The sequence below is a fragment of the Phyllobacterium zundukense genome (assembly GCF_002764115.1).
GTDB classification, from domain to species: domain Bacteria; phylum Pseudomonadota; class Alphaproteobacteria; order Rhizobiales; family Rhizobiaceae; genus Phyllobacterium; species Phyllobacterium zundukense.
In genome coordinates, this window is record NZ_CP017940.1 from 1,702,554 (window position 1) to 1,727,132 (window position 24,579).

A 24,579-nucleotide genomic window follows, 5' to 3' on the forward strand; every position below is an offset into this window, starting at 1 on the left:
AAATGACAGCAATTCATCTCAACAATGTCCGCAAATCCTTCGGTACGTTCGATGTGATCAAGGGCGTCGACCTTGAAATCAGTCCAAGCGAGTTCATGGTTTTCGTCGGCCCTTCCGGCTGCGGAAAATCTACACTTTTACGCCTGATTGCTGGGCTTGAGGACATCACGGCTGGCACGCTCGCCTTCGACGACAAGGTGGTCAATAGCCTGACGCCGTCGCAGCGCGGGATCGCCATGGTGTTTCAGTCCTACGCGCTCTATCCGCATATGACGGTTTTCGACAACATGGCTTTCGGTCTGAAACTCGCCAAGGGCGATGCCGGTGAGATCAAACGGCGGGTGCATGAGGCGGCGGAAATGCTGCAGATAACGGCCTATCTGGATCGCTTGCCAAAACAGCTTTCCGGTGGCCAGCGGCAGCGTGTGGCCATTGGCCGGGCTATTGTCCGCGATCCGAAAGTGTTTCTTTTCGACGAGCCGCTGTCCAATCTCGATGCTGCGTTGCGCGTACAGACGCGGCTGGAGATCGCCAAGCTCCACGCGAAAATGCATGAAACGACGATGATCTATGTGACGCATGACCAGGTCGAGGCGATGACGCTGGCAGATCGCATCTGTGTGTTGCGCGATGGTATCGTTGAGCAGGTCGGTACCCCGCTGGAGCTTTATGAAAAGCCGCAATCGCTCTTCGTCGCCGGCTTTATCGGCTCGCCAAAGATGAATTTCCTGACTGAGAAACACGCCGACACGTACAGGGCACATACGCTGGGCGTGCGGCCGGAACATCTCGAAATCAAGGAAAAGGACGGCGCCTGGGACGGCCAGTTGATCCTCGCGGAAAACCTCGGTTCCGAGACCTATCTCTATATCGATATCGGCGCGAAGGACCCACTTGTCGTCAGGCAGGACGGCACGGCGCGCCAGCAGCCAGGCGAACGGCTCTTCATCTCGCCGATCAGCAACAATGTCCATCGCTTCGACCAGACCGGCAGGCCGGCAGCGGCACATTAGAAGAATCAGGGCAACGATTGTGCCGGTTATTCGTTGCTCTTGAAGTCCTCCCAACGGCAAATGGTATGAATAGGAATACAAAATGACTATCCGAACACTCATATGGGGCGAAAATGTTCATGAACAGGTGAACAGAACCGTCGCCGAAATCTATCCTGAAGGCATGCATAATCAGATTGCAAAGCTGCTGGCGGCCGACGACAATCTTTCCATCAAGACCACAACGTTACAGGAACCGGAACATGGTCTGACTGAAAAAGCCCTCGAAGAGACCGACGTCCTGATCTGGTGGGGTCACCGCGCCCATGGCGATGTCGCCGATGAAACCGTCGAACGTGTTGCAAAGCGCGTCTGGGAAGGCATGGGCCTGATCGTCCTGCATTCCGGTCATTTCTCGAAAATCTTCAAGCGTCTGATGGGCTCGCCCTGTGCCCTGCACTGGCGCGAAGCCGGTGAACGCGAGCGGTTGTGGGTGGTCAATCCCGGCCATCCCATTGCCAAGGGCCTGCCTGCTTATTTCGAGCTGGAAAACGAGGAAATGTACGGCGAGCCGTTCTCGGTCCCGGAGCCGCTTGAGACCATCTTTGTATCGTGGTTCCAGGGCGGGGAAGTGTTCCGTTCCGGTCTGACGTACCGCAAGGGAGCGGGCAACGTATTCTATTTCCGCCCCGGTCACGAGACCTATCCAACCTATCACGACGAGACAGTCGGCCTCGTGCTGCGCAATGCGGTCAACTGGGCATACAATTCCAATCGGTATCCCGAGATTACCACGGCGCCAAACGTGCCTGTGGAGAAGGCGATCGAGCCCATTACTGCACGTGGTGGCAGTCTGCACGAGGCTGGCGAGGAAGGTTTCCGCTAGGTAGTTGCTGTGATCGGGCGGTGGTTTTACCCCGCCGCCCGTCAGACCTGACATATCGATGCCTGCACCCACGACGGGTTGCACGGCAGCATTCAATTTAAGGACTGGACCAATGCGTCTCTTGATCTTGGGTACCGGCCATATGGCCAATGCGCACGCGAGAAATTTCATCGAAATCGACGGCGTGACACTTGCTGGAGCAGTCGATGTAGACCAGAACCGGGTCGAGGCGTTTCGCGAGAAATACAGCATCGAGCGGGCATTCACCTCGCTTGAGGAAGCGCTCGCCTGGGGGGATTTCGATGCGGTCGCCAATGTAACCCCGGACAGTGCGCACCACGCGACCACGCTGAAATGTCTCGCAGCCGGTAAGCATGTTTTTTGCGAAAAACCGTTGGCCACGAACTACCACGATGCCATGGAAATGGCGGAAAAGGCGGAGGCCGCCAATCTCGTCGGTATGGTGAACCTCACCTATCGCAATGTTGCGCAATTGCAGGCGGCCCGCAAACTGGTGACAAGCGGCCAGATCGGCAAGATCAGGCATGTCGAAGCCTCCTACCTGCAGAGCTGGCTTGTCTCGAAGCAATGGGGTGACTGGCGCACCGAAAGCCAGTGGTTGTGGCGCCTGTCAAAGAAACACGGGTCCAACGGCACGCTGGGCGATGTCGGCGTGCACATTCTCGATTTCGTCGTCTACGGTACGGATACGGAAATTGACGAGGTTTTTTGTCGGCTCAAGGCTTTCGACAAGGCTGAAGGCAACCGCATCGGTGAATATGAGCTCGATGCCAATGACAGTTTCACCATGACTGTGAGCTTTACCAACGGCGCGCTTGGAGTTGTCCATTCCAGCCGCTGGGCCACGGGCCACGTCAATGAACTGCGCCTGCGCGTGTATGGCGACAAGGGCTCATTCGAGGTCGTGCACCGTCATGATGGCTCAAAGCTGCTGGCCTGCCTTGGCGATGACATCGAAACGGCCACCTGGAAAGAGATTGAGGTCGAGCCGGTTCCGACGAACTACCAGCGATTTGTCGACGCCGTCGGGCAGGGCAAGGCACTGGAGCCTTCATTCCGTCATGCGGCCAAACTGCAAAAGGCAATCGATCTAGCCAATGTCACCGAAAGCGACCGCAAGGAGCATCGCCTGCAAGGTTAACGAGAGAAAGTTTGTCTAGCGTAACATCAAGACGCTGCATGCCGATCCAGCCTGGCTGGCAGAGGCATGCGGTCTACGAATGATCAGGCCGTTGGCTTCGGCCATGAATTTCAGCATGGACGAATCCTGTACAGCGAAGGGTGTTGCAGTCAGCGTTCCGTCTGCACTCGTTGTAATACGAGCGCGGACATAGTCCTGGCGCTGGTCGTTGGTACCCATGTCGCTGCCGAGCACGGCGGTGCGAAGATCAGGAGCGTGCGGCAAGCCCAGCATGGCTCGTATCAATGGCGTCAGAAAAATATGAGCGCAGATCAGGCTTGAGACAGGATTGCCGGGCAGGCCGAGGATTTTCATTCCATCCAGACGTCCGAACATCAATGGCTTGCCGGGGCGAAGCGCAATCTTCCAGAAATCAAGTTCCATACCCCGTGCGGCCAATGCTGGCTGGACGAGGTCGTGATCGCCGACCGAAGCGCCGCCAAGCGTAACGAGAATATCCGCATCAGTTGCGATTGCTTGATCGAGAGCATCGTTCAATGCCTCGAGACGGTCTTCGGCTATTCCAAGGTCAATTGCCGTACCGCCTGCCTTACGCACTATTTCCGCGAGGCCGAAACTGTTGGAGGAAATGATCTGGTCCGGCCGATAATTTTCGCCCGGACTGACAAGTTCATCGCCGGTTGCGAGGATAGCGACGCGAGGCTGCCTTACCACTTGCAGGGTCGGATGATCAGCAGAAGCAGCGAGGGAGAGGGCGGCCGGATCGAGAACCCGTCCAGCCTCCAGCAGCAAATCTCCTTGATTGAAATCCAGCCCTGCCTTGCGGATGTTCCGGCTCAGGGTGACTGTCTCGATGATTTCGACCTGTTGGTCTCCTGGAACGGTGTTTTCCTGGATCACGACGCTGTCGGCACCCTCCGGCACCGGTGCGCCGGTAAAGATACGCACCGCTTCTCCGCTATTCACAACACCTGAAAAGGCGTGCCCTGCCGCGGACTGACCGATCAGTTTCAATGAACACGGCACGGTTGCCACGTCAACTGCCCGTACGGCATACCCGTCCATGGCTGAAGCGGCAAAGGGCGGTTGCTGCCGTTTGGCATGCAGGTTTGCAGCAAGGACTCGGCTCCCGGCGGCGGAAAGTGGGACAGTTTCGGCGTCAAGTTTCAGGGCGCCAGCAAGAATGCGTGCCCGCGCTTCGTCGACGGGAAGGAGACCTGTCATGCTATTTCTCGCTTGCCGCGTTGGCGGACCAATTGCCGGACTTGCCGCCGCTCTTCTGCAGGAGGCGAATGTCCTGAATGATCATCGCTTTATCGGCCGCTTTCGCCATGTCGTAAATTGTCAGACACGCAACGGAGACCGCGGTCAGCGCCTCCATTTCAACACCGGTCTTGCCGGTCAATTTCACTGTCGCGATAACGTGCAGGCCGGGCAAGGCTTCATCGGCCTCAACATCGATGGAAATCTTGCTCAGAAGCAGTGGATGGCAGAGCGGGATCAGTTCATGGGTCTTTTTCGCGGCCATGATGCCGGCAATCCGAGCCGTTCCTATCACATCGCCTTTGGCGGCATTGCCAGATCTAATAAGATCAAGCGTTTCCGCCCGCATCTTCACCGAACCTCCTGCAACGGCGACCCGTTCTGTTTCGGCTTTGCTGCCGACGTCTACCATGTGGGCGGCGCCCGTCTCATCGAGATGGGTGAGTTTAGAGCGAGTTGCAGTCATGCCGCGTCGGTCTGCTTTGATTCGGTGCCGTGTAATAGCGACCTCGTTGCGGCCGCAACATCATCCTGCCGCATGAGACTTTCTCCGACGAGAAAAGTCCCTATGTTCGACTCTGCCAGCCGCAGGCAATCCGCATGAGTGAAGACGCCGCTCTCGCTCACCAGAAACTTGTTGGACGGTACCATTTGCGCAAGCCGTTCCGAGACCGCCAGATCAACTTCAAAGGTGCGCAAATTACGATTATTGATACCGAGCAATGGTGATGACAGTTGCAACGCCCGTTCGAGTTCCGCCTCATCATGTACCTCGACAAGCACGTCCATGCCGAGCGACATTGCCGTATCTTCGAGCGCCTTGGCGACATCGTCGGTGACGCTCGCCATGATGATGAGGATGCAATCGGCACCCCAACTGCGCGCCTCATAGACCTGATAGGTGTCGAACAGGAAATCCTTGCGCAAGGCAGGAAGACCAGTCGCTGCGCGCGCCGACTTCAGAAATTCTGGCGCACCCTGGAATGAAGGGGCATCGGTCAGAACCGAAAGACAAGCGGCTCCACCCAGCTCATAGGCCTTGGCCAATGCGGGCGGGTCGAAATCCGGACGGATCAAGCCTTTCGACGGGCTGGCCTTCTTGATCTCGGCGATGAGAGCAAATTGTCCCGCCGCACGCTTCTCCTGCAAAGCGCTCAGGAAGCCACGGGGCGCATCCTGGTTCTTTGCCTGCGCCTTCGCCTCATCAAGTGTGACGCGCATCTTGGCGGCTGCGATCTCATCGCGCTTGTAGGCCTCGATCTTGCGAAGAATATCAACCATGCTCAACGGGCCTCGCTGTTGGACACGTGGACAAGTTTCTTTAGCACATTTCGCGCCGCGCCGCTGTCTATCGAATGGGCAGCCATTTCAATGCCGATTTTGAGGTCGGATGCGGCGCCAGCAATAACAAGGCCAGCGCCAGCGTTGAACAAGGTGATATCACGATAGGCACCATGCGCCCCATCGAGAACAGATAGCAGCGAAACGGCGTTTTCGTCGGCCGTACCACCTTTCAGGTCCTGGGGATCGACAAGCCGCAAACCAAAGGATTCCGGATCGATTTCGAATGTGCGGATTTTTCCATTCTCGAGCGCCGCGACCTTAGTCACGCCGGCAGTCGTGATTTCGTCAAGGCCATCACCATGAACTACCCAGACAGATTCGGACCCGAGACTCTTCAAAACATGTGCAACCGGCTCAACCCATTCGGGAGCAAAGACACCGACGAGCTGACGTTTGACCCCTGCCGGATTGGTGAGGGGGCCAAGCAAGTTGAATATTGTGCGCGTCCCAAGCTCGACGCGCGCCGGACCGACATGTTTCATTGCCGGATGATGCATCGGCGCGAACATGAAGCCGATACCAGCTTGCTCGATGCATGCCGTGATCAGTGCCGGACCGATTTCTATATTGATGCCAAGTGCGGCAAGCGTATCGGCGGCACCGGAACGCGATGACAGCGCACGATTGCCGTGCTTCGCAACCGGAACTCCGGCACCTGCCACCACGAAAGCTGCACAGGTCGAGACGTTGTAAGAGCCCGACTGATCACCGCCTGTGCCGACAATATCGATGGCGTTGGATGGAGCTGTTACCTTCAACATCTTCGACCGCATGGCGGAGACCGCACCAGCGATCTCATCGATGTTTTCTCCGCGTACACGCAGCGCCATCAACAACCCGCCGATTTGGGCCGGCGTTGCCTGTCCCGACATCATAATGTCGAATGCCTCGACAGCTTCCTCGCGGGAAAGCGCCTTGCCCGCCGCTGCAATGCCGATGAAACGCTTTAGTTCAGCCATTCTCTGTCTCGCAGCAATCGTCTTTAACGGGCAAGCGCCTGATTAATGACGGTCTGGTTGATCGTAACGGGATAGACGGTCTGCAATTGCGCCACCAATTGGTCAAGCAGATCGTCGGCGAGGCGGGACGAGAAAGCTTCCCGTTCCACAGTGGTCAGGGATTCCGGTCCGACATTCGCCGGTTCGATCGACTCTGCAACCTTGAAAATCAGTTTCGAACCATCGGATGCCGATTCCGTCACGCCGACAAGACCCTGCGGACCATCGAATACCGAGGCGACGCCGCCTTCTCCGAGATCCACGTCCTTGCTCTCGCGGGTAATACCGCGCTTGGTGTCCTTGGTGAACTTGAACTCGGCTGCGATGTCATCAAGCGACGTTCCATCGGCAACGCGTTTACGCACCTCTTCGGCTTTCGCGTTGAGACGCTTTTCAAGTTCGGCCGTTTTCCAGTTTTCTATGACGCGCGGCTTTACCTCATCGAGCGTCCGTTCACGCGCCGGGGTCACACTGTCCACGTCATACCACAGATAGCCGTTTGTGCCGAGGTTGAACGGTTCGTTGTCAAAACCAACGTCGGCCTGGAACACCGCTGCTAGCTGATTTTCATCGAATGGCAGATTTGGTATGTCCTTTTCATCGGGGCCGCGTCCCGTCTGGTCGATTGCATCAATCGTTACCAGCTTGAGATTTTGCTTTGCTGCGGCTTCCGCCATGCTCGCGCCATCGGCACGGGCGTTTTCGTAGCCGTCATGCACGTCAGCGATCGACGAGGTCGCTTGTGTCAGGGCTATGGTTTCGCGAATATCCTTTTCGACCTCGGCAAGCGGCTTGATAACTTCCGGCGCAATTGCAGAAACGCGAACGATGACCGGGCCAAAAGTTCCTTTCAACACATCACTGACGCCATTGGCTTGAAGAGCAAAAATTGCATCGCTGATCGACTGATCGGGCAGGGCGGTCTTCGGAAACGTTCCCAGACGAACATCATCCATGGTCTTACCCTCGGACGCGACGATATCCTCAAAGCTCGTTCCGGCCACGATCTTGTCGTGCGCGGCCTTGGCCGCATCGTCATTTGCAAAAGTCAGCTGTTCGACGGTGCGCGTCTCCGGCGTTGAATAGCGGACAATGTTCTTGTCGTATTCCGCCTTGATTTCTTCCGGTGTTACGGTCGCCGGGTTTGCAATGTCCTTTGGTTCAAGTTTGACATAGCTGACCTTGCGATATTGTGGCGCGCTGTATGCTTCCTTGTTCGCTTCAAAATACGTCTTCAAGTCAGCGTCGCTGGGATCCGCAATATCGGCAACGAAGCTTTTGGGCATTGAGACGTAATCGACGGTTCGTGACTCGCCCTTGTAGGTAGCGATAGCCTTGAGCAGCGTATCTGGCACTTTGATGCCATCGGCCACTGCTTCAACGATTTGTTGGCGGCGTGCTACCTGCGCACGATTGTCGAGATAGCTCTGCGGGGTCATGCCGGCGTTACGCAGGACAGCATCAAACTGTGCAGGATTGAATCGACCGTCGGCTCCTTGAAAGGCTGGATCTTCTGCCGCGAGTTGCGCGAGGCGGTCTTTTGAGAGCCCGAGAGACATGGTGCGTGCCTGTTCGTCAAGAACGACGCCCGCAACCAATTGCGCCTGCACCTGATGACCAATTCCAATGGCATCCGCCTGCTCGCGTGTCAGCCGCTGTCCGAAACGCTGCGAAAGGGCGGTGAGCTGACGATCATAGGCCAGGCGATAGTCTACCGGTGAAACTTCGGAATGGCCGGCGCGTATGGCGGCATTACCGCCAATGGCGCCAAGTATGGTATTGGAGACACCCCATCCTGCAAAGCTGATCACGAGAAGGCCCATGAGCACCTTGACCACCCAGGTCTGTGCAACGTTGCGGAGAGAGTCGAGCATGAAAAGTCACCGTATCAGTCAAGAGGCTTAATTGAATCTAAGGGGGAATAGCGTGATGCAAGGCTTGTGTCGATTGCTTTATCAAGTGAATTTGGTAGTCAGGCAATCAAAGACTTCAGAAATTCGCCAAAACCATCGTTTAAGGAAGACCCAATGACCCCTGATGTCCGTCCGCTCGTTGCTGGTAACTGGAAAATGAATGGTACGGGGGAGTCGCTTGATGAATTGCGCATAATCGTCAACCGGCCAAATTCTGCCATTGGCGAGAAAATCGACGCTTTGATCTGCGTCCCCGCAACGCTTGTTTTCAGAGCAGCGCAGTCCGTCGAGGGCGAAGCCTTGAGCATCGGCGGCCAGGATTGCCATTTCAAGAAGTCTGGTGCGCACACCGGCGACATCTCCGCGGATATGCTGAGAGACGCTGGCGCGTCCCACGTCATTGTCGGTCATTCCGAGCGCAGGACAGATCATGGCGAGACCGATGCGGTGGTCAATGCCAAAGCCGCGGCTGGCTGGGACGCGGGTCTCGTCGCAATTATCTGCATTGGCGAGACGGAGGCACAGCGCAAGGCCGGTTCGACACTCGATGTCATCGCTACGCAGCTTGCCGGTTCAATTCCCGGCAACGCCAATGCGGGCAATACGATTATTGCATACGAACCCGTGTGGGCGATCGGGACAGGTCTGACGCCGACTGCTGACGATGTACAACAGGTTCATGCCTTCATCCGCGCAACGCTCGCCAAACGTTTTGGTACTGACGGCGCGAAAATGCGGATACTTTATGGCGGCTCAGTCAAACCTTCCAATGCCATCGAACTCCTGGGTGTAGAGAATGTGGATGGTGCACTGGTCGGCGGGGCGAGCTTGAAAGCAGCCGACTTCCTCGCCATCTGTGAAGCATACCATTCCCTCTGACTGGTGATCTGATCGTAAACAGCACAAGAAAACTGTGGCCTGACGGGCTTGGTTTATTGACCGATACGGTGTAAAGAGCCGCGTCCGACACCTAGAAAGCAGAAAATACCCCATGCAAACCGTCGTTATCGTCATTCATCTTCTGATTGTACTTGCCCTCGTTGGCGTCGTGCTGATGCAGCGCTCTGAGGGCGGCGGTCTTGGAATCGGTGGAGGTTCTGGCTTTATGACTGCGCGCGGTGCTGCAAATGTCTTGACACGGGCCACGGCAATTCTGGCGGCCGGCTTTTTTGTTACATCCTTGGCCCTCGGCATCATGTCGCGCTACAGCGAAAGCCCAACCGATATTCTTAACCGGATTCCAACAACGACCGGCAATCAGCCCGCTGGCCAGCAGCCACCAACAAGCGGCGGCATTCTCAATCAGCTTGGTGGACCGTCGTCGAATAACGCGACTCCGCCGTCGTCTGATGCGCCTGCTGCACCGGCTTCTGGCTCGGCCGCACCTGGAACAACAGCGCCTGCTGCGCCCGAATCAACCTTGCCTGCGCCAACAGCTCCAGTGACCCCTGCGCCGGCAAATCCGGTTCCGAATTCACAATAGTTCTGTTTGCTATTATGCTGTCTATGCGGGGCGCAACGAATGTGTTGCGTATCCGCAACCCTTGAGGGGGAAGACGTATTCAGATCTGTTCTTCACAGCGATTTGCATTGAGAAGAATCCGGTCTTCGGATATCGCGATATCAGGTTGGCCTCGGGGGCCTGGCAAACGCCGCGAGGGCGTTGTGCAATCTATGCGGGAATTTGAAACTATGCTGTCACGTCGCTCTCTGCTTGTTGGAATGTCAGTCCTGGCGCTATCCGGCCCGGCATCGGCAGAACCGATCCTCAAGAAAATCATGAATCCATTTGGCGGCAACGCCTCTGAGGCGGCCGCAAATCCAGACGCAGCAGTCAAGCCGATCGAAGTTGCCGAGGTGCGCAAGCCTGCGAACCAGGGCAAGGCCAAGACGAAGTACGGTATCGATCCGAAATACATGCCCCAGGACGTTGCTTTCTCCGGCTACAAGCCAGGGACGATCGTGATCGATCCAAAGGCAAAATTCCTCTATTTGGTTGAGTCGGCTTTCAGTGCCCGCCGCTATGGCATTGCAGTCGGCAAGGAAGGCCTGGAGTTCAAGGGAACCGCGAAAATCCAGACCAAGCGCGAATGGCCACGCTGGATTCCTACCAAGGAAATGATCGAGCGTGAGCCGGCCCACTATGCCAAATATGAGCACGGCATGGACGGCGGCCCCGGCAATCCCCTCGGTGCACGTGCCCTTTATCTGTCGCAAGGAAACAAGGATACGTATGTGCGTATTCACGGCACGATCCAGCCATGGACCATCGGAAGTTCCGCATCGAATGGCTGCTTTCGAATGGTCAATGATCATGTGATTGACCTGTATAATCGTGTTAGCGTTGGCACGGAAGTAGTTGTTCTGTAAGAACAATCGTTGAATATATTTAAACGGCCAGACCTCGTGTCTGGCCGTTTCGTTTGAATTGAAAAATATTTGGGACGGGAAAAACGGCTTATCTGCCGATTTTTTTGTGGCCAAATCACTTGCAAAGGACTAACGAGATAAGCCCATGGCCCGATATGTTTTCATCACTGGCGGCGTGGTTTCTTCCCTCGGAAAAGGCATCGCTGCAGCCGCTTTGGCGGCACTCCTGCAGGCTCGTGGATACCGCGTGCGGATTCGCAAGCTCGACCCTTATCTCAACGTCGACCCTGGCACGATGTCGCCGTATCAGCACGGCGAAGTCTTTGTGACCGACGATGGCGCTGAAACTGACCTTGATCTTGGTCACTATGAGCGCTTTACGGGGCGTCCTGCCAACAAACAGGACAACATCACGACCGGACGTATCTACCGGAATATCATCGAGAAGGAGCGCAGGGGTGATTATCTCGGCGCTACCGTTCAGGTGATTCCGCACGTTACGGACGAGATCAAGAACTTCATTGTCGAAGGCAACGAGGAGTATGATTTCGTCCTGTGCGAGATCGGCGGCACTGTGGGCGATATTGAAGCCATGCCCTTTCTCGAGGCAATCCGCCAGCTTGGCAATGATCTGCCACGCGGCAGCGCCGTATATATTCACTTGACGCTGATGCCCTATATTCCGGCTGCTGGAGAACTCAAGACCAAGCCGACCCAGCATTCCGTCAAGGAATTGCGTTCGATCGGCATCGCACCGGATATCCTGCTTATTCGTGCGGATCGCGAGATCCCGGAATCCGAGCGGCGCAAATTGTCCCTGTTCTGCAATGTCCGTGCCTCGGCTGTCATTCAGGCGCTGGATGTCGATACAATCTATGACGTGCCGATGGCCTACCACAAGGAAGGTCTTGATTCCGAAGTCCTTGCTGCGTTTGGCATCGATCCGGCGCCCAAGCCGCGCATGGAGCGTTGGGACGAAGTCAGCCAGCGCATCCACAATCCGGAAGGCGAGGTCACGATTGCCATTGTCGGCAAATATACCGGCCTCAAGGACGCCTACAAGTCACTGATAGAAGCGCTTCACCATGGCGGCATGGCCAACAAGGTGAAGGTCAATCTCGACTGGATCGAATCGGAGATCTTCGAGCAGGAAGACCCGGCGCCTTATCTGCAGAAAGTACATGGCATTCTGGTTCCGGGCGGCTTTGGCGAACGCGGCTCGGAAGGCAAGATTCTGGCTGCCAAATTCGCACGCGAAAAGAAAGTACCGTATTTCGGCATCTGCTTTGGCATGCAAATGGCCGTGCTGGAGGCAGCGCGATCGCTTGCTGGTGTTGAAAAGGCATCATCGAGTGAGTTCGGCCCAACGAGCGAACCGGTCGTAGGTCTGATGACCGAATGGCTCAAGGGCAACATGCTGGAAAAGCGGGCGCAATCGGGCGACCTTGGCGGAACCATGCGCCTGGGAGCCTACGAAGCACTGCTTAAATCGGGCACGCGCATCGCGGATATCTATGGCTCGACCGATATTTCCGAACGCCACCGCCACCGCTACGAAGTCAATATCGATTACAAGGATCGTCTGGAGGATTGTGGTTTGGTGTTCTCCGGTATGTCGCCGGATGGCGTCCTACCAGAAACCATCGAATATCCGGACCATCCCTGGTTCATTGGCGTTCAGTACCACCCGGAATTGAAATCGCGCCCGTTTGAGCCGCATCCGCTGTTTGCCTCATTCATCAATGCGGCAATGGCACAAAGCAGACTGGTCTAACCGCTCATAGTGAGTTCAAAAGGCCCGGCAGATTGCCGGGCCTTTTGCTATAATCATCTTCGCCCTGCCTATTGCAGCCGCATGAGGCTGCTCGGCTGGGGCGCAGGGCAGGGCAAAGTGGTTTTGGTGCCATCCGCATTGAACTGAACAGGCTTGCGTGTCGGAATTTTCAGGGGTGCCTCTTGCGTCACTGTCACCAGCTCATCAGGGTTGTCGCCAGTCTGCACCGGCGCGGCATCTCCCTTGGTTAATGTAACCCAAGTGTCTGTCGCACCGATGTCGACATTGAACTCACGGCCCTGCCATTTCAAACCCTTGAAGAAAACGCGCGTCGCAGGTTGTCCCTCGATTGCCGTGGGCAGGATCGGCTTCACCACGATGCGATCGTCGCGGAAGCGATAACCGGTCATGCCCATGCCCACGCCTTGCAAAAAGCCGCCGGCGCCGGTGACAAAAATATTGGTGGGCCCCTGTTGCCCGGCAGACCTGTCGAGCACCCGGGTTTCATTGAATTGGTGATAAGGCCCCATTGCGACATCGTAGGATCTTCCAAGAAACCTGTCGAAATCACAGCTCCCAAGTTCAGCAGTGACAACCGCGTAGACGGCATCGGTCATGGATGGCCCGTCAGGGTCTGTTATCGATGCATAATACTGCAGATCATTGCCCGCCAGGGTATCTGTCATCGGATATTCCATTGGGTATTTCAAAAGCACGACATCCGCCTGTTTGATGCGGTTATTCTCATTGAATCTACTAAAGGTACTGTACTCGAGGTGAATACCGTCCCTTTCAATGGGTTTCACAAAATTGTCGCGGACGGTTGTCCATAGGGGGGGAATGGTTTCGTTCAACATTTTGCCTGCTTCGATGGCCAAATCCAATGCTTTGATTGCCGAGCCGTTGGTAAAGGCTTCGGTATTCACGTTCTCTACATATTCGTCCGGTGCGGTCACCTGCTCCAAATCGTAACCTCCGGCGGTTAGCGTCACGCGTGTCGTGTAGAAATCTGCAATGCCGGAGAGAATAGGCCACGCCTGGTTTTGCAGGAAAGCCCGGTCGCCCGTTGCCGCATAATATTGATGCTGGGCGAGGGCGATGTCCGCTTGCAGGTGCAGCTGACGCCGGCCTCTAACGCCGTCGCCCGCCTCACTGCCCATTGCGCCGGTACCCGAAACCCAAGGAAAATAAGCACCGCGAAGGGGACGGATGCCTCGATCCTGGTTGAAACGTGTGTCAGTAACGTTCACACGCGCTTCCGGGAGATTGTCGAAACGATAATCGATAATGGATTTTGCCAACTGCGGATGGGTCAGAAGCAGATAGGGCATCATCCATGTCTCGGCGTCACAGAATATCATGCCGCCATAGCCCACGCCGGCAAGGCCACCGGGCGGAATACTGGCGCGTGCGCCGGGATAGGTGCTTGACAACAGTTCGTATTGTGCGGAATTGATGATGCTCTGCAACCGCGCATTTTCCACCGTGATGCTGCTCGAGGCCCAAATCGCTTCCCAAGCGTCTATGTGTTCCTTCAAGAGTTTGTCATATCCCGCAGTTTTGGCCGCCGTTGCGATATTGTTGGCCGAATCATTGACCGTTCTGTCGCTGTCGGGAACTGATTGAGGGACATTCCGGCCCAATTGCACGATGTGGTCACTATCTACCGAAGTGGAAATGCCCACATATTTCGTGAATGTATAGGGTCGTACCCTGGCTCGGCATGAAATTCCAGAAGAGCCCGCTTACGTTGGAGTCGTTCCAGGCATTGGTAGCGCCGGCAGCAGGCGGATCTCCATTTTGAATGCGGTGGTTGCCTTGAACCTGGTATTATCAGCCGTGATGGAAGCTTGTGCGCCCAGGCCGCTGGCATCTTCCCATTTCTGACTCTCGATTCTGCTCGCAAGGCGAATACCATTCAAATCAAGAAAAGAGCGGACACTTATGTTTCCTGTCCAGTTCAATGGGGTAATATCCAGCCGGATCACACCCAGATGCTGCTTTGTTCTGTGCGCAAAAGCGGTCCATGTGAGGCGCACTTTCTTTCGGACTTTGTCGCCATTGTCGTTTGGCGATGTCCAGACTAGCGAGGTGGTGACCAGACCCTTGCGCACATCGACGGTTTGCTTGTAGTCCGAGACCTTGCTTCTATCCAGAAATCGAGGATCAAAGAATGCGCCGTCATTGTCGTCCCGGATGGTCAGGCTTGTCCAGGTCGGCAGGGTGGCCATGTGGACATTGTCCCTGGCATAGAATCCCTCCACCATGCTGGACGTAAACCGCGCATTCCTTGATGCATCGGGATACCAGGGCCACATTCCGATATTATCCGGATCGCTTGACCCCAGCCAGTAGCCTTGGCCTGCGGCGGGGATGCGCATGCCGATGTAGCCATTGGAAACGAATGGCTGGTGGGTAAACGTCTCGTTGAAATCCCGATTGACGATAACCCAGCTATCGAGGTTGTCCTTTGGCGGCGCGGGAGCTTTTGCAGGGTCAATCGACGGCTGAAGTTCCGCAATGCGCTGCAGGGCCAGCTTGTTATCTTCCCGCAGCTTATTGATGATCCTGCCCAGTTGCGTGATAGCGTTCTGGATATCCGTTTCCGTTTGCGGGTCCGGTTTGTCAGATAGCAGCGCATTGAGGGCCGTCAATGCGTTTTTGAGGTCATCTCCCATCTTCTTGAGTTTTGCATCGAGGTCCGCGACGGTCGGATCCTTCGGCAGGTCTTTGGTCAAAGCGCTGAGGCGATCAATGTCCGCAATGAGGTCACTAACTTTTTTGTCCTTGGGCAAACCCTTCAAGCTTTCCTGTAGTGCCGAGATTGTCTCATCCAGCGTCGAGCTTTCCGCTAGGCCTTCTATAAGAGCCGCGAGTTTCTTAACCCCGTCAGTAAGGTCTTTTACACTTGAGCCTCCCGGCAAATCATTCAATTGCTGTTGAAGGCCGGCCAGCTCTTTCAGGAGATCACCGACAGTCTTGTTTTGATCAAGGCCCTTTAGCCGGTCTTTGAGCTCCGTGTTCGCGGCGACTATATCGCTGACCTTGGTGTTCGCGGGCAGGCCATCCAGCAGCGCCTTCAATCCCGTGATCGTATCCTGTTGGACTTGCAATTCTTTGGTGCTTGTATCGCGCAAATTGTTAAGTTCGCCGGTCAATCGCGCAATTGTTGCTGCGTCGGACGTTGCTTGTTGCGTGAACGTTGAACCTGGTGTTTGCTCGGTTTTGCTGTCAGACCCGGACCCATTACAACCGGCGAGCACGGCGCAACCGATCAAACCCACAACGAATGTGGTCCTGAAAATCATGTATTCCTCCCAAAATTCATAAAGTAATATTTTTGATTGTCGCCATGCAGTCGAAATCAGAATGTGACGTCCGAGATAACCTCAATTCGAAGCGATTATACTAAAGTATATATAGTAGCTATTAGTGGTAATTCAAACGATTAGTATGTAGTATTGTGGTGGTTGGCAAGACGCGCGTTGAGATATCGAATTATACCTTGGTCTAACATCGCGCCGGTTCTTATTACTGCGATTATGACATTGCCTGCAAAAGGCTACCAGAAGGGCGCGCGTGCGGAGCTGGAATTCGATTTGGGCCTTGCCATTTTGCTTTGCATCAGCCAAATCCTTTTCCATCATGAGCAACGCCCCGCGTACGCCTCGTCCCGTCGATCATCTGGTTCTGCCGACAGCAGACCTTGATGTTGCACGAGCGCGACTGGAACAGCTGGGCTTTGTCGTTGCTCCGCTCGGGAAACATCCTTTCGGCACGGAGAACGTCTGCGTCTTCTTCGGCGACGACAGTTTTCTTGAATTACTGGCGGTTGGCCAACGGGAAACCTGCGAGGCTGAAGCCAGAAATGGCAATGTCTTTGTTGCGCGGGATCAGGCCTACCGGTTTCGCAACGGCAATGAAGGTTTTTCCGCGCTTGTCATGGGCACACAGGATGCCGGGGCAGATCACGATGCTTTCGTGCAAGCCGGCATATCCGCAGGCAGTAAGCTAAGTTTCTCGAGGCCTTTCAGAACGCCCGATGGCAGGGAAGATGTTGCCGGATTCCGCCTGGCTTTTGCTGCCGATCTGCGCGCGCCCGATGCCTTCTTCTTCACCTGTGAGCGGGTCAACACGCCGAAGGTTGATCGCACGGCACTCCAGATCCATGAAAACACCGCTGTTGCCCTGCGCGAGGTCGTTCTGTCCGAAGTCAATCCAACGGACTTCCAATACCCGTTGCAGGAAGTCATCAACCAGCGCGACGTCAATGCACATTCGTTCGGCATGGATTTGCGCAGCGCCAATGCCAATGTGACGGTGTTGACACCTCAGGGCTTGCGCTCATTCTTTGGTGTCGAAGCGTCGGAAACCGAACGCGGTTTGCGCTTGCAGGCTTTTGTGCTTGCCGTTCGTGATCTCGTTGCAGTTGAATCTCTGCTCTCCAAGAACAATATTCCCTTCGACAAGCGTGGCTCCCGCCTGATTGTGCACAAGGCACCAGGGCAGGGCGCTGCCATCGCATTTGAGGCCTCCTGATGTCCCTGAATTCCACCGTTTCTGCCGGAAATGTTGCTTTCTCCAACACTGGACAATTGTCGCTGATTGCCGGTCCCTGCCAGATGGAAAGCCGCCAGCATGCATTCGACATGGCAGGCGCGTTGAAGGAACTGACGGGGAAACTGGGGATTGGTCTCGTCTACAAGTCCAGCTTCGACAAGGCAAACCGCACTTCACTGACGGGCAAGCGTGGGTTTGGCCTGGAAAATTCACTGCCGGTTTTTGCCGATATTCGCAAGGAACTCGGCCTGCCAACACTGACCGATGTGCATACGGAAGAGCAATGCGCCATCCTTGGCGAAGTGGTCGATGTGTTGCAGATTCCCGCCTTTCTGTGCCGTCAGACCGATCTCCTGATCGCGGCTGCGAAGACAGGCAAGATCGTCAACATCAAAAAAGGTCAGTTCCTCGCTCCCTGGGACATGAAGAATGTTGTGGCGAAAGTCACGGAAAGCGGCAATCCGAATGTCATGGTGACCGAACGTGGTGCCTCCTTCGGCTATAACACGCTCGTCTCAGATATGCGTTCGCTGCCGATCATGGCGAGTTTTGGTACGCCAGTGGTCTTCGATGCGACCCATTCTGTGCAGCAGCCGGGCGGGCAAGGTGGCTCTACCGGCGGTCAGCGCGAATTCGTGGAAACACTGGCGCGTGCCGCCGTCGCCGTTGGCGTTGCAGGTGTCTTCATCGAGACGCATCAGGATCCGGATAATGCACCATCCGACGGTCCGAATATGGTGCCGCTCGACCAGATGCCGCGTCTTCTTGAAAAGCTCCTTGAATTCGATCGGATTGCGAAAGCGGTTTAGTCGCTGTTTTTCGAAGAAAGGCCATCACTGACGGCCTTTTTTCTGTTTTGGTCCACAATTCTTCTTTGTGGGGATTTTCCTTGTCATCTTCATTCGCTATTCAGTGGCCAGCCCAACGCTGCACAATGCTAATTGAAAGGGAAATGCCCCAATGACTGCTATTGTCGATATTATTGGCCGTGAAATTCTGGATAGTCGCGGGAATCCGACTGTTGAGGTCGATGTCATTCTCGAAGACGGTTCCCAGGGCCGTGCAGCGGTTCCTTCCGGCGCATCGACGGGTGCACATGAAGCCGTTGAACTGCGCGATGGTGGACTACGTTATCTTGGCAAGGGCGTGCAGAAGGCTGTCGACGCGGTCAATGGCGAATTGTTCGACGCCATCGGCGGTCTTGAGGCAGAAAACCAGATCCACATCGATCAGACGATGATCGATCTCGATGGTACGCCGAACAAGAGCCGTCTTGGCGCAAATGCGATCCTCGGCGTTTCGCTTGCCGTTGCAAAAGCTGCTGCTGAAGCTTCCGGACTGCCACTTTATCGCTATCTTGGTGGCCCAAGCGCCCACGTGTTGCCGGTGCCGATGATGAACATCATCAACGGCGGCGCCCATGCCGACAATCCGATCGATTTCCAGGAGTTCATGATCCTGCCGGTTGGCGCATCGTCGATCGCGGAAGCGGTACGCTATGGCTCCGAAGTTTTCCACACGCTGAAGAAGCGCCTCAAGGATGCAGGCCACAACACGAATGTTGGCGATGAAGGTGGTTTCGCGCCAAACCTCAAGACGGCACAGGCTGCATTGGACTTCATCATGGAGTCCATCGAAAAGGCGGGTTTCAAGCCAGGCGAAGAAATCGCCATCGGCCTTGATTGCGCCTCGACCGAATTCTTCAAGGATGGCAACTACGTCTATGACGGGGAAAAGAAGTCCCGCGATCCCAAGACCCAGGCAAAATACCTTGCCAAGCTGGTCGGCGACTATCCCATCATCACCATCGAAGATGGCATGGCGGAAGATGACTGGGAAGGCTGGAAATACCTGACTGATCTCGTTGGCAACAAGTGCCAGCTCGTCGGTGACGATCTGTTTGTGACCAATTCGGCCCGTCTGCGCGATGGCATCAAAATGGGTGTTGCAAATTCCATCCTCGTCAAGGTCAACCAGATCGGCACGCTGTCCGAAACGTTGGATGCCGTGGATACTGCGCACCGCGCGGCCTATACCGCGGTGATGTCGCATCGCTCGGGTGAAACGGAAGATTCAACGATCGCCGATCTCGCCGTTGCCACCAATTGCGGACAGATCAAGACCGGCTCGCTCGCCCGCTCTGACCGGGTCGCGAAATACAACCAGCTGATCCGCATCGAGGAAGAGCTGGGACCGCAGGCTCGCTATGCCGGCCGCGCGATTTTCCGCAACGCCTGACACTGAGCGTTCGACGAGCATTGAAATGGCGGGGCTAGTACCCGCCATTTTGCTTGGTCAGGTAGCGGCGGTAATCCCCTGTTAAGCAAAACATAGTCTTATTGGCGGGTGACAAATCGGGCCATCGTGACCTGATTCCGCAACGTTCCGGGTCATCTGCAATGTGGACCAAACAGAGACGAAAAACCAATCGTGGACGCGTGATCGTTCCGCTTCTGGCGGCGATGTTCTTTGCCTATTTCGGCTTTCACGCCTATCACGGCGAATACGGACTCTATTCGGCGATCAAATTGCAGGAACAGACCAAATTGCTTCAGGCGCAGCTTGATGCAGTCACGGCTTCGCGCACAGAGCTTGAACGGCAGGTGCAACTTATGCATGATGGTACGATTGAGAGGGATATGCTAGACGAACAGGCCCGCAAGGCATTGAATGTTTCCCGCCCGGACGAAGTCACAATAATGCGTGGCTCCGGCGATCTTGCTATTAACTGAATTTCGGTTAATCGCCCTTTTCCTCTGTATTTTGAACATCTTATTTGCATAGCACTTATTCGATTCTGCATATTGTAAGTTCTGTCCCTGCTGCTATTCTCATGCGACCAAATCACAGGGAGTGAGATATGGCCACGAGGGCGAAAAAAAGCCCTGCGCGATCCGCGCAGACCTCTGCTGTCAAAGCACCAAAACCAATCCAGTTCACCAAAGAGCAAGAGCTCGAAGCATACCGCCAGATGCTGCTGATCCGCCGTTTCGAAGAAAAGGCAGGCCAACTCTACGGCATGGGCTTCATCGGTGGTTTCTGCCATCTCTACATCGGTCAGGAAGCAGTCGTGACCGGTATGCAGATGTCGCTGAAGGAAGGCGATCAGGTCATCACCGGCTACCGTGATCACGGCCACATGTTGGCTTGCGGTATGAGTGCGCGCGGTGTCATGGCCGAACTGACCGGACGTCGCGGCGGTCTGTCCAAGGGCAAGGGCGGGTCCATGCACATGTTCTCCAAGGAGAAGCATTTCTACGGTGGTCACGGTATCGTCGGTGCACAGGTCTCGCTCGGAACGGGCCTCGCATTTGCCAACCGCTACCGCGACAATGGCAACGTATCGCTGGCTTATTTCGGTGATGGAGCTGCCAATCAGGGCCAGGTCTACGAAAGCTTCAACATGGCGTCGCTATGGAAGTTGCCGGTCATCTACATCATTGAAAACAACCGTTATGCCATGGGTACTTCGGTTTCCCGGGCATCGGCAGAGACCGATTTCTCCAAGCGCGGCATTTCCTTCAACATTCCCGGCATTCAGGTCGATGGCATGGATGTGCGCGCGGTCAATGCAGCGGGCGAAGAGGCTGCCGCCTGGGCACGCTCGGGCAAAGGCCCGATGATCCTGGAAATGCAGACTTACCGGTATCGCGGCCACTCCATGTCGGACCCGGCCAAATACCGTTCCAAGGACGAAGTGCAGAAGATGCGCTCCGATCACGATCCCATTGAGCAGGTGAAGAACCGGTTGATCGAAAAGGGATGGTCCACTGAGGACGATCTGAAGAAGATTGACAAAGACGTACGCGACATTGTGGCTGATGCTGCCGATTTCGCCCAGTCCGATCCGGAGCCGGATGCATCCGAGCTTTACACCGACATTCTGCTCTAAGGGAGGCGTAACAAATGCCTGTAGATATTTTGATGCCAGCGCTCTCGCCTACCATGGAAGAGGGCAAGCTATCCAAATGGCTGAAAAAGGAAGGCGACAAGGTCACCTCCGGTGACATTCTCGCGGAAATCGAAACCGACAAGGCAACTATGGAAGTCGAAGCTGTCGATGAAGGCACAATCGGCAAGATTCTTGTTGCCGAAGGCACGGACGGCGTAAAGGTGAACACTATCATCGCCGTTCTGCTTGGCGAAGGCGAAAGCGCCGATGCCGTCAGCGCGCCGAAAGCTGCCGAAGCGCCTGCCAAGGCGGAAGAAGCGCCGAAGCAGGAAGCAGCCGCTGAAGCACCTGTCGCCTCGGTTCCTGCCGCACCAAAGTCGGAAGTCGTTGCGGATCCGGACATTCCTGCTGGCACTGAAATGGTCTCGACGACCGTCCGTGAAGCACTGCGCGACGCCATGGCGGAAGAGATGCGCCGCGATCCCGATGTCTTCATCATGGGTGAAGAAGTCGCCGAATATCAGGGTGCCTACAAGATCACGCAGGGCTTGCTTGATGAATTCGGCCCGCGCCGCGTCGTTGACACGCCGATTACCGAACACGGTTTTGCCGGTGTTGGTGTGGGTGCGGCGATGACAGGGTTGCGCCCCATCGTCGAGTTCATGACTTTCAACTTCGCCATGCAGGCAATCGACCAAATTCTCAACTCTGCCGCCAAGACACTCTATATGTCCGGTGGTCAGATGGGTGCTCCGATGGTTTTCCGCGGACCTAGTGGCGCGGCATCGCGTGTCGCAGCCCAGCATTCCCAATGTTACGCCGCCTGGTACAGCCACATTCCTGGCCTGAAGGTCGTCATGCCCTATACGGCTGCCGATGCGAAAGGTCTGCTCAAGGCAGCCATCCGGGATCCGAACCCGGTTATCTTCCTCGAAAACGAAATCCTCTACGGCCATTCATTCGATGTGCCGAAGCTTGATGATTTCGTGCTGCCGATTGGCAAGGCCCGCATTCACAAGACGGGCACGGATGTTACGCTCGTCTCCTTCGGCATTGGCATGAACTATACGGTCAAGGCCGCCGAGGAGCTCTCCAAGCTCGGCATCGATGCGGAGATCATCGATCTGCGCACGATCCGGCCGATGGATATTCCCACGGTTATTGAATCAGTCAAGAAGACCGGGCGCTGCGTCACCATCGAGGAGGGTTATCCGCAGTCCTCCGTTGGTACGGAAATCGCTACCCGCGTCATGCAGCAGGCCTTCGACTATCTCGACGCGCCAGTGCTGACGATTGCGGGCAAGGATGTGCCGATGCCTTACGCGGCGAACCTGGAAAAGCTCGCCCTGCCGAACGTCAAGGAAATTGTCGATGCCGTCAAAGCTGTGACCTACACAGCGTAATAGGGAGGAAACCGATATGCCGATTAATATCACCATGCCGGCGCTTTCTCCCACGATGGAAGAAGGCAATCTTGCCAAATGGCTCGTCAAGGAAGGCGATAAGGTTGGACCCGGCGATGTGATCGCCGAGATCGAAACCGACAAGGCGACGATGGAAGTCGAAGCGGTCGATGAAGGCACTGTTGCCAAGATCGTGGTTCCCGCGGGCACTGAAGGTGTCAAGGTCAACGCACTGATCGCAATTCTGGCGGGTGAGGGCGAGGATGCGGCCACTGCCGCCAAGGGCGGTGCCGATGCGGCTCCGGCCAAAGCCGAAGCGCCAAAGGAAGAAACGAAGGCTGAGGCCGCTCCTGTTGCGGCAAAGCCCGAGGCGCCAAAGGCAGAAGCAGCTCCCGCGCCGGTGGCATCTTCTGCACCCGCAAAGGCAGGCGATCGTCCGTTCTCTTCACCCTTGGCCCGTCGTATCGCCAAGGATGCCGGCATTGATCTTGCTGCTGTTGCGGGTTCCGGCCCGCATGGCCGCGTCATCAAGAAAGACGTGGAAGCCGCGATTGCCGGCGGTGGCGCAAAAGCCGTTCCAACTGCGGCAGCTTCCGCACCGGCAGCACCTGCGGCACCGAAACCCATGTCCGACGATGCCGTGCTCAAGCTGTTCGAGCCAAGTTCGTACGAGCTCGTGCCGCATGATGGCATGCGCAAGACCATTGCCAAGCGTCTGCTGGAGGCCAAGTCGACGGTACCGCATTTCTATCTGACGCTGGATTGCGAACTCGATGCACTTCTCGCACTGCGCGCGCAGATCAACGCGGCTTCGCCGATGCGCAAGACGGAAAAAGGCGATGTCCCGGCATACAAGCTGTCCGTCAACGACATGATCATCAAGGCGATGGCCCTTGCTCTGCGCGATGTTCCGGAAGCGAATGTATCGTGGACAGACTCGAACATGGTCAAACACAAGCATTCTGATGTGGGTGTTGCCGTGTCGATCCCGGGCGGACTGATCACGCCGATCATTCGCAAGGCAGAGGAGAAGACGCTTTCGGCCATTTCGAATGAAATGAAGGACCTGGCCAAACGGGCCCGTGATCGCAAGCTGAAGCCTGAAGAGTATCAGGGCGGCACGACAGCGGTGTCCAATCTCGGCATGTTCGGCGTCAAGGATTTCGCCGCTATCATCAACCCGCCGCACGCAACCATTCTCGCGGTTGGCGCGGGCGAGGAGCGTGCAGTTGTCAAGAAGGGCGAGATCAAGGTTGCTACTGTCATGTCCGTGACACTTTCGACGGATCATCGTGCAGTTGACGGTGCCTTGGGAGCAGAACTGGCGCAGGCCTTCAAGCGCCACATTGAAAATCCGATGGGCATGCTGGTCTGAGAACCGATATGAAAACCGTCCTTTGTTATGGCGACTCGCTGACTTGGGGTTATATTCCCGATGGATCGGGTCGCCATGCATTCAGGGATCGTTGGCCGCAGGTGCTTCAGGCTGAACTCGGTAACGGCGTTCATGTCATCGCGGACGGTTTGAACGGCCGCACGACTGCCTATGACGATCATCTGTCGGGGTTCGAGCGCAATGCGGCCAAGACATTGACTACGGCGCTTGGCACACATTTTCCGCTCGATCTCGTCATTATCATGCTTGGTACCAACGATATGAAGCATGTCCTCTGCGGCAATGCTTTGGGTGCCAAGCGCGGTATGCAACGGTTGATCGAAATTGTCCGCACGTCGCCTTATCAATTTGGTGCCGAGGCGCCGCGGGTGTTGATCATGTCGCCACCACCTCTCGGCAAGGCCGGCGGCGAAGAATTCAGACTGATATTTGAAGACGGCATCGAGCAGTCGCACTTATTAGCCGGCTTCTATAAAAATGCTGCGTCACTTGCCGGTTGTACGTTTTTTGACGCCGGTTCGGTCGCAGCGACGTCGTCCGTGGATGGCGTTCATCTTGATGCAGACAATACACGGGCAATCGGCAAAGCTGTTGCACCCATCGTTCGAGACATACTCGATCTTTAA

22 protein-coding genes are annotated in these 24,579 nt (G+C 55.8%); 15 read left to right on the plus strand and 7 right to left on the minus strand.

Annotated features, from left to right (window positions below):
- Positions 1 to 2 precede the first annotated feature (2 nt).
- From BLM14_RS08420 to BLM14_RS08430, 3 genes are all read left to right on the plus strand, one after another.
- On the plus strand, positions 3 to 1,013 hold the full coding sequence (locus tag BLM14_RS08420; protein WP_099998959.1) for an ABC transporter ATP-binding protein: 1,011 nt from the start codon (positions 3 to 5) through the stop codon (positions 1,011 to 1,013).
- Between the two features lie 82 nt (positions 1,014 to 1,095).
- Positions 1,096 to 1,878, plus strand: a complete 783-nt coding sequence (locus tag BLM14_RS08425) for a ThuA domain-containing protein (protein WP_099998960.1) — start codon at positions 1,096 to 1,098, stop codon at positions 1,876 to 1,878.
- Between the two features lie 112 nt (positions 1,879 to 1,990).
- Positions 1,991 to 3,040: a Gfo/Idh/MocA family protein gene (locus tag BLM14_RS08430; RefSeq protein WP_099998961.1), complete on the plus strand. Its 1,050-nt coding sequence runs from the start codon at positions 1,991 to 1,993 to the stop codon at positions 3,038 to 3,040.
- 15 nt (positions 3,041 to 3,055) lie between these two features.
- Here the strand turns inward: BLM14_RS08430 and BLM14_RS08435 are convergent, their stop codons facing one another.
- Genes BLM14_RS08435 through BLM14_RS08455 form a run of 5 tightly spaced genes read right to left on the minus strand, consistent with a single transcriptional unit; the run spans position 3,056 to position 8,519 of the window.
- The gene (locus tag BLM14_RS08435; RefSeq protein ID WP_099998962.1) at positions 3,056 to 4,264 is read right to left on the minus strand and encodes a molybdopterin molybdotransferase MoeA; all 1,209 of its coding nucleotides are present in this window, start codon (positions 4,262 to 4,264) and stop codon (positions 3,056 to 3,058) included.
- Position 4,265: 1 nt separating this feature from the next.
- On the minus strand, positions 4,266 to 4,769 hold the full coding sequence (gene moaC / locus BLM14_RS08440) for a cyclic pyranopterin monophosphate synthase MoaC (protein WP_099998963.1): 504 nt from the start codon (positions 4,767 to 4,769) through the stop codon (positions 4,266 to 4,268).
- Positions 4,766 to 5,584, minus strand: a complete 819-nt coding sequence (trpC, locus tag BLM14_RS08445) for an indole-3-glycerol phosphate synthase TrpC (protein WP_099998964.1) — start codon at positions 5,582 to 5,584, stop codon at positions 4,766 to 4,768. Before trpC ends, moaC begins: the two co-directional genes overlap by 4 nt.
- A gap of 2 nt (positions 5,585 to 5,586) precedes the next feature.
- Positions 5,587 to 6,606 (minus strand): anthranilate phosphoribosyltransferase, encoded by a 1,020-nt coding sequence (trpD, locus tag BLM14_RS08450; protein ID WP_099998965.1) that lies wholly within the window; start codon positions 6,604 to 6,606, stop codon positions 5,587 to 5,589.
- A 23-nt stretch (positions 6,607 to 6,629) separates the two neighbouring features.
- Entirely contained in the window at positions 6,630 to 8,519 is a 1,890-nt protein-coding gene (locus BLM14_RS08455) for a SurA N-terminal domain-containing protein (protein ID WP_099998966.1), read from the minus strand.
- Positions 8,520 to 8,672: 153 nt separating this feature from the next.
- Between BLM14_RS08455 and tpiA the strand changes: the two genes are divergently transcribed.
- The 4 genes from tpiA to BLM14_RS08475 all read left to right on the plus strand — a co-directional run bounded on the left by tpiA (position 8,673) and on the right by BLM14_RS08475 (position 12,702).
- Positions 8,673 to 9,437: a triose-phosphate isomerase gene (tpiA, locus tag BLM14_RS08460; protein ID WP_099998967.1), complete on the plus strand. Its 765-nt coding sequence runs from the start codon at positions 8,673 to 8,675 to the stop codon at positions 9,435 to 9,437.
- A gap of 112 nt (positions 9,438 to 9,549) precedes the next feature.
- The gene (gene secG, locus BLM14_RS08465) at positions 9,550 to 10,041 is read left to right on the plus strand and encodes a preprotein translocase subunit SecG (RefSeq protein ID WP_099998968.1); all 492 of its coding nucleotides are present in this window, start codon (positions 9,550 to 9,552) and stop codon (positions 10,039 to 10,041) included.
- A 209-nt stretch (positions 10,042 to 10,250) separates the two neighbouring features.
- The gene (locus BLM14_RS08470) at positions 10,251 to 10,928 is read left to right on the plus strand and encodes a L,D-transpeptidase (protein WP_100001125.1); all 678 of its coding nucleotides are present in this window, start codon (positions 10,251 to 10,253) and stop codon (positions 10,926 to 10,928) included.
- A 145-nt stretch (positions 10,929 to 11,073) separates the two neighbouring features.
- Positions 11,074 to 12,702, plus strand: coding sequence for a CTP synthase (locus BLM14_RS08475; protein ID WP_099998969.1), 1,629 nt, complete (start codon positions 11,074 to 11,076; stop codon positions 12,700 to 12,702).
- Between the two features lie 68 nt (positions 12,703 to 12,770).
- Here BLM14_RS08475 and BLM14_RS08480 read toward each other — a convergent pair whose 3' ends face one another.
- Both BLM14_RS08480 and BLM14_RS08485 read right to left on the minus strand, forming a co-directional pair.
- Positions 12,771 to 14,387 (minus strand): glycosyl hydrolase family 65 domain-containing protein, encoded by a 1,617-nt coding sequence (locus BLM14_RS08480; RefSeq protein ID WP_157929501.1) that lies wholly within the window; start codon positions 14,385 to 14,387, stop codon positions 12,771 to 12,773.
- A 60-nt stretch (positions 14,388 to 14,447) separates the two neighbouring features.
- Complete coding sequence (locus tag BLM14_RS08485; RefSeq protein ID WP_099998971.1) at positions 14,448 to 16,010, minus strand: hypothetical protein; 1,563 nt, start codon at positions 16,008 to 16,010, stop codon at positions 14,448 to 14,450.
- 337 nt (positions 16,011 to 16,347) lie between these two features.
- On the opposite strand from BLM14_RS08485, the gene BLM14_RS08490 reads away from it, so the two are divergent.
- From BLM14_RS08490 to BLM14_RS08525, 8 genes are all read left to right on the plus strand, one after another.
- On the plus strand, positions 16,348 to 17,241 hold the full coding sequence (locus tag BLM14_RS08490) for a VOC family protein (protein ID WP_100001127.1): 894 nt from the start codon (positions 16,348 to 16,350) through the stop codon (positions 17,239 to 17,241).
- The gene (gene kdsA, locus BLM14_RS08495) at positions 17,238 to 18,071 is read left to right on the plus strand and encodes a 3-deoxy-8-phosphooctulonate synthase (RefSeq protein ID WP_099998972.1); all 834 of its coding nucleotides are present in this window, start codon (positions 17,238 to 17,240) and stop codon (positions 18,069 to 18,071) included. The genes BLM14_RS08490 and kdsA overlap by 4 nt, the downstream gene beginning before the upstream one ends.
- Before the next feature lie 151 nt (positions 18,072 to 18,222).
- Positions 18,223 to 19,500 carry a phosphopyruvate hydratase gene (gene eno / locus BLM14_RS08500; protein WP_099998973.1) on the plus strand — a complete coding sequence of 426 codons (1,278 nt, stop codon included), beginning with the start codon at positions 18,223 to 18,225 and terminating at the stop codon, positions 19,498 to 19,500.
- Positions 19,501 to 19,661: 161 nt separating this feature from the next.
- Entirely contained in the window at positions 19,662 to 19,994 is a 333-nt protein-coding gene (locus BLM14_RS08505; RefSeq protein WP_100001129.1) for an FtsB family cell division protein, read from the plus strand.
- 128 nt (positions 19,995 to 20,122) lie between these two features.
- Positions 20,123 to 21,154: a pyruvate dehydrogenase (acetyl-transferring) E1 component subunit alpha gene (gene pdhA / locus BLM14_RS08510; protein ID WP_099998974.1), complete on the plus strand. Its 1,032-nt coding sequence runs from the start codon at positions 20,123 to 20,125 to the stop codon at positions 21,152 to 21,154.
- 14 nt (positions 21,155 to 21,168) lie between these two features.
- Positions 21,169 to 22,557, plus strand: coding sequence for a pyruvate dehydrogenase complex E1 component subunit beta (locus tag BLM14_RS08515; protein ID WP_099998975.1), 1,389 nt, complete (start codon positions 21,169 to 21,171; stop codon positions 22,555 to 22,557).
- A 16-nt stretch (positions 22,558 to 22,573) separates the two neighbouring features.
- Positions 22,574 to 23,932: a pyruvate dehydrogenase complex dihydrolipoamide acetyltransferase gene (locus BLM14_RS08520; RefSeq protein WP_099998976.1), complete on the plus strand. Its 1,359-nt coding sequence runs from the start codon at positions 22,574 to 22,576 to the stop codon at positions 23,930 to 23,932.
- A gap of 8 nt (positions 23,933 to 23,940) precedes the next feature.
- A complete protein-coding gene (locus tag BLM14_RS08525; protein ID WP_099998977.1) occupies positions 23,941 to 24,579 on the plus strand; it encodes an SGNH/GDSL hydrolase family protein in 639 nt (212 codons plus the stop codon).